This window comes from Roseinatronobacter ekhonensis (assembly GCF_900499075.1).
Lineage (GTDB): Bacteria > Pseudomonadota > Alphaproteobacteria > Rhodobacterales > Rhodobacteraceae > Roseinatronobacter > Roseinatronobacter ekhonensis.
The window spans coordinates 1-670 of sequence record NZ_UIHC01000191.1 but is presented as its reverse complement, the minus strand read 5'-3'; the positions used below and the strand labels follow the sequence as shown (position 1 = coordinate 670).

1 tRNA gene is annotated in these 670 nt (G+C 53.1%); it reads left to right on the top strand.

Annotated features, from left to right (window positions below):
• Nucleotides 1-48 precede the first annotated feature (48 nt).
• A tRNA-Met gene (locus ROE7235_RS19815) sits at nt 49-125 on the top strand.
• Nucleotides 126-670: the final 545 nt, after the last annotated feature.

Here is a 670-nt window from a genome sequence, read left to right as displayed (position 1 = left end):
GAGTAGCTCACCGCCAAACCTGATAATCAACCATTCCTAAACAACCAACGCGGGGTGGAGCAGCCAGGTAGCTCGTCAGGCTCATAACCTGAAGGTCACAGGTTCAAATCCTGTCCCCGCAACCAGATTCAACATACATTACAATGCCTTGCTCCCCGACCAGATCGGGGCTTCATGCGTTGCCCGCACCGTGGAAGCACGGTGTCCGCAATTGCGATGCAGATAATTCAACTCAGCAAGCCCATGCACACGACCGTCAACGTCAGCCACGGGAAGGGAGCTTGCGGCCCAGAGCGGACGGTCGACGAACAAGAATTTGGACAAGTCTCATGCCGCCAAGTGACTTTTCGGTCAAAGCAAAAGGAGCGTGCGCCGACGCTCCTCCGTCGCACAAGTCGCAGCTCTTGAATCTGACCGTGAGAGAAGATCACTCTTGACGCAACTATCGCAACCGTTTCATAATTTGGTTTGGATGTTTTCGGCGGGAACGCCGGAAGGACGTTGTTTAAAGTCTGTCACTGTAATTGTTACTTTTGCGGCTGCTATACTCCGAGTCCTGCAGAAGCCGAATTTGTTGACTTGACTGCTGGGTTTGGAACGATTCAGCTATTGCTTATGATCCGCCCTGACTTTCTTTCCTCACCAGCCCGCCTCGAGCTTGAGGCTTGCG